The organism is Streptomyces calidiresistens, assembly GCF_014141525.1.
Lineage (GTDB): Bacteria > Actinomycetota > Actinomycetes > Streptomycetales > Streptomycetaceae > Streptomyces > Streptomyces calidiresistens.
In genome coordinates this window covers 1-6,800 of record NZ_VKHS01000232.1, presented here as the reverse complement: position 1 = coordinate 6,800, position 6,800 = coordinate 1, and the positions used below count along the sequence as shown (strand labels likewise).

The window sequence follows — 6,800 nt, the reverse complement described above, 5'->3', positions numbered from 1 at the left end:
ACTTGCAGCTTCGTCGGCAGCGTCAGCTGTGTATAAGAGACAGGGGACGCTGTTCCAGTTGCTCCTCACCGCCGTGTTCTGCGCCTCCTTCTTCGGCTTCACCTACCGGACCTCGGCGTGGTCGCTGCGGGTGGTCGACGAGCTGGAGGCGTCCCGGGAGACCAGGGCCCGGCTGGCGGTCGCCGAGGAACGGCTGCGGTTCGGCCGGGACATGCACGACGTGCTGGGCCGCAACCTGTCGGTGATCGCCCTCAAGAGCGAGTTGGCCGCCCAGCTGGCCCGGCGCGGCGCCGACGCGGCGGTGGACCAGATGATCGAGGTCGAACGGATCGCCCGGGAGTCGCAGCGGGAGATGCGGGCCGTCCTGCGCGGCTACCGCGACGCCGACCTGTTCGCCGAACTGGCCGGCGCGCGCGGGGTGCTGGAGGCGGCGGGAACGGAGTGCCGGATCGAGCCGGCCGACCCGCGCCGGATGCCGGAGCTCTCCGACGCCGTCGGGGCCGCGCTGGGATGGGTGGTGCGGGAGGGCACCACCAACGTGCTGCGGCACGCCGAGGCCGCCCGTTGCGTCATCGCGGTGCGCGGACGCCGGGACGGCACGGTCGAACTGGAGGTGGGCAACGACGGGGTGACCGTCCGCCCGGAGGGGGGCGGGGACCGGGGCTCGGGCCTGCGCGGCCTGCGCGAGCGGCTGGCCCCCCTGGGCGGCACCCTGGAGGCGGGCCCGAACGGCACCGGGGACGGGTGGCGCCTGGTGGCCCGGGTCCCGGCCGGGGCGGTGCCGGCGGAGGAGCCGCCGGAGGGCCCCGCGACATCCGGCGGCCCCGGCACCCGGGGTGTGCGCGGTCGGCACGACGACGGGGACGTCCACGGGGAACCGGAGCAGAGGAGCGAGGCATGACATCGACCGATCCCGCCGCCCCCATCCGGGTGCTGCTCGCCGACGACGAGCACCTGATCCGGGGCGCGCTGGCCGCCCTCCTCGCGCTGGAGGAGGACCTGACGGTGGTCGCCGAGGCCGCGACCGGACCCGAGGCGCTCGCCATGGCGATGGCGCACCGCCCGGACGTGGCGGTCCTGGACCTCCAGATGCCGGGGGCCGACGGTGTGAAAGTGGCCACACGCCTGCGGGAGGAACTGCCGGGGTGCCGCACGATGATCGTGACCGGCCACGGCCGGCCCGGTCACCTGAAGCGGGCGCTGGCGGCGGGGGTGCGGGGGTTCGTGCCCAAAACCGTCTCGGCCCAGCGGCTGGCGGAGATCATCCGCACCGTCCGGTCGGGACAGCGGTACGTGGATCCGGAGTTGGCCGCCGACGCGATCAGCTCGGGCGACTCGCCGCTGACCGCCCGGGAGGCCGAGCTGCTGGAGTTGGCGGCGGACGGCGCCCCCGTGGCGGAGATCGCCGAGCGGGCCTCGCTGGCACCGGGGACGGTGCGCAACTACCTCTCCTCGGCGGCGGCCAAGCTGCACGCCGAGAACCGGCACGCGGCGGTGCGCATCGCCCGCGAGCGGGGATGGCTATGATGGACCGCGCACGGCACCGAGGAGCCCCCGGCGACTTCGCATGGGGTAGGATTCGGTGGCGCAGGCGGACGTAGCTCAGTTGGTAGAGCGCAACCTTGCCAAGGTTGAGGTCGCCGGTTCGAGCCCGGTCGTCCGCTCCACATCGACTCCGCGGAGTCCCCGAAACGCCCCACCCCGGTGGGGCGTTCGTCGTTTCCGGGGTTGCCCGGGCGGTGTTCACCCGGCCGGGCGGACTCGGGGCTCGAGGAACATCGGAACGGAAACCGGCGCTCAGCCCTTCCGGCCTCCGTGAGGGCTTTGGCCCGGGCTTCTGTGGTGGCCGAACCTTCGGCAGTCGTGGTGATCGACTGTTCTGGAGGTCCGGGGTGCCGGTCGGGTTGTCGACGGAGGAGCGGGCTGCCGCGTAGGCGGCGTATCGCGGGGCGCCGTCCCGTACGGAGTTGGAGCGGTTCTTCTTCCCGGACGACGCGGACCGGGAGCTGATCGAGTCCGAGGGACGGGCGCACAACCGTCCGGGTTTCGCGGCCCGGCTCACGACCGCGCGGTATCTCGGGGTGTTCCCGGACGACCCGGCCGACGTGCCGCCGGAGGTCGTGGTCCACCCCGCCGAGCAGCCGGACATCGGGGACCCGTCGGTGCTCGAGGCGTACGGCGAGCGGGAGAACACCCGGCTGGAGCACGTACGTGAGCTGCGGCGGGTGCCGGAGTACCGGGAGTTCGCCGAGTCGGAGGGCGAGCTGCGGGAGTGGGTGGACGCGCGGGCCCGGACGAGGGGTGAGGGCCGCTTGCGCCGCCGCCGGGGAAGTGGGCGGGTCCACTTCCCCGGCGGCGTGTGCGTGGCTGTGCTACACCCCTTGGTCGGTGACGGAAAGTGATGGCTGGGCAGGTTCGTTCACTGTGGGGCCGGGGCGGGGGCGTGTACGGACATCACAGCCTTGCGTTGACCTCACATGAGTTCTCCGGGCGAGCAGCGCAGGTCGAGTACAGCCTTTCCGATGAGGCCGTTCTCGACGGCCTCGTGTGCGAGCACCACGTCGTCGAGGCCGAAGGAGTGCATCGGCAGTGGCGTGAGGTCGCCCTCACGCAGAGCCGCGGTGATCTCTGTGGCGGCGCGCAGCAGCGCTTCCCGTGGTTCGGTGAGGAACAGTGCGAACCGCAGCACCAGGTTGGACCACATGAGCCGGAAGACCGGCAGGGTCGGGTCGTCGGGCTGTGCCGCGTAGGTCACGATGGTCGCGCCCGGGCCGGCGACGGCCAGGTCCAGTTCGAGGTTGTCGTTCAGCGACACCTCGATGATCCGGTCGACGGGCCCGGCTCCGTCGAGAATCTGCCGGGCGGCATCGGCGTCGCGGTAGTTCACGACGAGATCCGCGCCCGCGGCCCTGGCCAGAGCGGCCTTTTCCGGGCCACTGACCGTCGTCACGACCCGTGCGCCCGCGATCCGGCCGAGTTCGATCGCGTAGTGCCCGACGGCGCCCGCACCGGCCGCGACGAGTACGGTGCGGTCGCGGGGCGAGCCGTCGGCGTGCAGGCACCAGTGCGCGGTCATCGCCGGGATGCCGAGGCAGGCGCCGAGTTCGTCGGAGATCCCGTCCGGCAGCGCGACGGCCTGCTCGGACGGCACGACGGTCCATTCGGCCGCGGTCCCCCACGGGTGGCCGGCGCCGGCCATCCAGATCCACACACGTTCACCGATCCGGCCCGGGTCGACGCCCGCGCCGACCGCGTCGATCGTGCCGGTGCCGTCCTGGTGCGGGATGCGGCCGGTGTACTCGCCGACCCGCTGGAAATCCTGCGGGGTGGAGTTCAGTCGCATGAACATGTCGCCCGGGTTGATCGCAGAGAGCGCGACGCGGATGCGGACCTGGCCGGGGCCGGGCTCGGGGCGCTCGACGTCCAGCACCCGCAGCACGCTCTTGGCGGGACCGGGCGTGTCGTAGAAGGCTGCCCTCATTGGTTCATCTCTCCTCTTGAGTGCGGCGCGACCCACGGCACCTGCCCGGGGAACGCGCACGTCACCACGGATGGTCCTTCACCATGTCGTGGTGTGATTCGGTGGCGGCGGGATCGCCGCCTCTTGAAACGGCCGGTTGAGACGGATCGAACGTGCCACCGACCATCAGCAGGTGTGGCCGCGCCGGCCACGTGCTGTGGCCGGCATCCGGGCCTCGCGCACCGCCGGGTGCCGGCGGGACACCGGCTGAGCCGGGGTGGACGGAACGTGTCTCCGGCATGCCGCTCGTCGGGCACGGGCGGACTCCGTCCACGGGCTTCCCGGCTCGTGCCTCTCGCTTTACAGACCGGCGGCGACGCTTCGCATGACCGACTCCAGATCACGCTCGCCCTCAGGGGTCTGCGCACCCTGCTCCAGGGCTCCTGCCATGAGCCGTGGAGGCAGAGCCCCGCTCACCAGCTCGGCCCACGCGTCGTTCTCCGCTCGCAGACCGGCGGTCAGGTCCGCTGGAGGAACCAATTGCTTGGCGGCGGCGATGAGCTCCGGGGAAAGCGCGGCAATCTTCTCCACCACCCCGTCAACGAACGCGTCCAGTTCGGCCGCGGGCACGGCACGGTTGATCCACCCGTAGGCGGCCGCGGTGTCCGCATCCACCAGATCGCCGGTGAGCAGCAGCTCCAGCGCCCGGTTGCGTCCTACCCGCTCGCGCAGGTACTGCGTGCCCCCACCGCCCGGCACGATGCCCATCAGTACCTCGCTCTGCCCGATACCCGCGCTCTCGCGCGCGGCGAACGTCATGTCGGCCGCCGCGACGAACTCGGCGCCGCCGGCGCGCGCCTTGCCCGCCAGTTTGACGATCGTCACCTGCGGCTGGTGACGCAGCAGCTCGCCGACGCCCTGGAAGAGATTGGCGTCCGGGTTACGGTCCGCGATCCCCTGCAATTCGTCCATCTCATCGAGGATGTGGATGTCGACGTGGGCGATGAAGAACTCGGGATTGGCGCTGGAGAACACAATGACGCGGACCGAGCGATCATCCCGCAGCGTCCCGAGGACATCGTGCAGCTCCCGGATCAGGGTTCCGCTCAGCACATTGACAGGGGGGTTGTCCAGGGTGATCCACGCGACTCCGGCGTCGATGGCGACGCGGAGCGTCGTGTACGAGTTCAGCTTCATGAGCGTTCCAAGGTTTGCGATGAGCCAGTAGGTTTGCAATGCATACCCACCCTGGGCTCTGCGCCGAAGACGGTCAATAACGCACTTTTCGACAACCAAGGATCATGATGGATACCAGCCCCACGTCCCTGCCGCCCCGCAGCATGCCGCGTTTCAGTGCCGAGTGCCCGAGCCGGCCCATCCTCGACCAGATCGCCGACAAGTGGTCCATGATGGTCCTGGCGGTCCTGGAGCAACCGACGCGGTTCAATGAGATCAAGCGACAACTGGAGGGCGTCACACAGCGGGTACTGACCCAGACGCTGCGCAAACTCGAACGCAACGGCCTGATCCAACGCCAGGTGCTCCAGACCTCCCCCATTGGCGTGGAGTACTCCCTCACACACCTCGGCGAGTCTTTCCGTGAACCCTTCGCCCGTCTGTACGACTGGACGGTCGAGCACAGCGACCAGGTCCTGGCGGCACAGCTCGAATACGACGCGCGGTCATCGGGACAGCAGACAGTCTCTCGGGCGGGCGTGGCCGGTCGGATGGAGTGAGGCGCCCTGCACACCCAACCCGGTCGGTCCGGAATGGCGGTACCCGTGCAGGTCCCAGCCGGTCCCCGGCCCGCGTACGGCAGTGTGCTCATCGAGGAGGGCGCGGGCCCGGCCGTGGGAGAGGCGGGCCGGGCCGGTGTCCGGGCACACGTCGCGCGGGCTGACGACCTTCCCCGGCCCGGGGCGGCGCTGGGTGACGAACACCGGGCCCCGGGTACGGCCCTTGAGCAGCCGGGGCAGGAGCCGGGCCGTGCCCGCGTCCCGGTAGACGGTCTCCGGCACGAAGTCCTCCCGCGCCCGCCCGCGCCGGCGGGCCTTGCTCCGGGCACCCTCGGCCTTGACCGGGCAGCGGCGGGCGGCGGGCGGCGAGGTCCGGATCCTCGATGTTCACGCCGAGGATCTCCTCCGCTCGGGCGCAGGTCTCGTGGAGCATCCGCCACGGCGTCTTCTCCCGCAGGTGCACCTCGCGCCGGGCGATGAGCCGGTCCACGGCCATCCTCGAGCGGGCCGGGGTCTCCGGGTCCGGCACCGCCCGGCCGCTTCGTCCGGGCCGGGATCGCCGGACCGTCGTAGCCGTACTCCGCGCACCAGCCCGGCCGGCACCGCCGCCCGGCGGGCGTTCCAGGTGTTGACCGCCGCGCTGCCCCACAGCAGTTCCAGGGCCTCGCCGATCTCGTCGTCCGCGACCGACCCGAGCGGGCGGGCTTCCCCGATCCGCTCGGCGGTCCTGCCGACCCCGGCCCCGTGGCTGCGAACGGTGTTCGGGTTGCGGAGCGAGTCGAGGAGGGCATCTGCTGCCGCGCGGACGGTCAACGCCTTCCCGGCCGACAGGTGCACGACGATGGGCACCACTTCCCCCTTGTTCCCCCTTGCCACGGACAACGGGGCCGCTTCACGTACGGCCCGGAGAACGTCACCGCAGGGGACGAATCGAGCTCCCGCGGATAACAGGGCGTTATCCGTGGAACAACTTCACACCGACCCCGCGACCGACGTCCCGTCAGCCACCCACCAGGGACGACAAGGGCTTGGCGCCGGTTTCCGTTCCGATGTTCCCCGACCCCCGACTCATGCCGACATGAGGACCACCAGGGCGGCGGCGAGTTCGGCACAGTTCATCGGGGCGAGTTCGTCCATGACCACCCGGTTGAGCGCCCACAGCATCTCCTCCGCCGTGGAATCGGTTCCCTCCACCGCGAGAACACCCAGCGCGCCCGTCACCGCGTCGCCCAGTCCCTCCCGGTCCTCCACGCACATCGGCTCCAGGCAGTCCAGGGCCCGCGCGTAGTCGGGAACGATCGGATCGTCGGGTGCGAGACCCTCACCGTGGTCGAGGACCGCGAGGCGGTACTCGACGGTGTCGGCGGCGTCCCGGGCGGGCACGGCCGTTCCGTGTCCCCGGGGCCCGTGGCGTTCGACGTGTCCCGGGTTCCCCTTGCCCTCCGTGCCGGTCCGCGGTTCGACCGCGACGCGGTCGGCACCCTGCGGCGCGACGAGGAGGCGATCCCCCGGCGGGCCGCCGGTGAGTGCGATGCCGAGCAGCATGCCGCCGAGTCCGACAGCCACCATGCCGGGACCGGTGGCCCTGTCTCTTATACATATCT

6 protein-coding genes, 1 tRNA gene and 2 pseudogenes are annotated in these 6,800 nt (G+C 71.4%); 5 read left to right on the top strand and 4 right to left on the bottom strand.

Annotation, left to right across the window (positions count from 1 at the left end):
• The 4 genes and pseudogenes from FOE67_RS30940 to FOE67_RS11870 all read left to right on the top strand — a co-directional run.
• A partial coding sequence (locus tag FOE67_RS30940) for a sensor histidine kinase (RefSeq protein ID WP_228473797.1) occupies positions 1-901 on the top strand: 901 nt, incomplete at its 5' end.
• The gene (locus FOE67_RS11880) at positions 898-1,527 is read left to right on the top strand and encodes a response regulator transcription factor (protein ID WP_182663374.1); all 630 of its coding nucleotides are present in this window, start codon (positions 898-900) and stop codon (positions 1,525-1,527) included. The genes FOE67_RS30940 and FOE67_RS11880, both read left to right, overlap by 4 nt.
• A gap of 64 nt (positions 1,528-1,591) precedes the next feature.
• Positions 1,592-1,667 (top strand) — tRNA-Gly (locus tag FOE67_RS11875).
• 225 nt (positions 1,668-1,892) lie between these two features.
• Positions 1,893-2,309 (top strand): annotated as a pseudogene (locus FOE67_RS11870) (DUF4158 domain-containing protein); the annotation flags it as partial.
• A 164-nt stretch (positions 2,310-2,473) separates the two neighbouring features.
• Here FOE67_RS11870 and FOE67_RS11865 read toward each other — a convergent pair.
• Both FOE67_RS11865 and FOE67_RS11860 read right to left on the bottom strand, forming a co-directional pair.
• Positions 2,474-3,481, bottom strand: a complete 1,008-nt coding sequence (locus tag FOE67_RS11865) for an NADPH:quinone reductase (protein ID WP_182663372.1) — start codon at positions 3,479-3,481, stop codon at positions 2,474-2,476.
• A 339-nt stretch (positions 3,482-3,820) separates the two neighbouring features.
• Entirely contained in the window at positions 3,821-4,657 is an 837-nt protein-coding gene (locus FOE67_RS11860; protein ID WP_182663369.1) for an enoyl-CoA hydratase/isomerase family protein, read from the bottom strand.
• Positions 4,658-4,764: 107 nt separating this feature from the next.
• Here FOE67_RS11860 and FOE67_RS11855 point away from each other — a divergent pair, with 107 nt between their 5' ends.
• Positions 4,765-5,196 (top strand): winged helix-turn-helix transcriptional regulator, encoded by a 432-nt coding sequence (locus FOE67_RS11855; RefSeq protein ID WP_228473795.1) that lies wholly within the window; start codon positions 4,765-4,767, stop codon positions 5,194-5,196.
• On the opposite strand, the pseudogene FOE67_RS29225 reads toward FOE67_RS11855, so the two are convergent.
• A pseudogene (locus tag FOE67_RS29225) lies at positions 5,191-6,045 on the bottom strand (site-specific integrase); the annotation flags it as partial. The gene FOE67_RS11855 and the pseudogene FOE67_RS29225 overlap by 6 nt on opposite strands.
• Positions 6,046-6,264: 219 nt before the next feature.
• Positions 6,265-6,800 (bottom strand): hypothetical protein (locus FOE67_RS11840; protein WP_182663367.1); only part of this gene is annotated, 536 nt, incomplete at its 5' end.

Bases quoted from the DNA above. Each gene is read 5' to 3' on its own strand.
- FOE67_RS11880 (WP_182663374.1), top strand. From the start codon at position 898: ATGACATCGACCGATCCCGCCGCCCCCATCCGGGTGCTGCTCGCCGAC.
- FOE67_RS11865 (WP_182663372.1), bottom strand. From the start codon at position 3,481: ATGAGGGCAGCCTTCTACGACACGCCCGGTCCCGCCAAGAGCGTGCTG.
- FOE67_RS11860 (WP_182663369.1), bottom strand. From the start codon at position 4,657: ATGAAGCTGAACTCGTACACGACGCTCCGCGTCGCCATCGACGCCGGA.
- FOE67_RS11855 (WP_228473795.1), top strand. From the start codon at position 4,765: ATGGATACCAGCCCCACGTCCCTGCCGCCCCGCAGCATGCCGCGTTTC.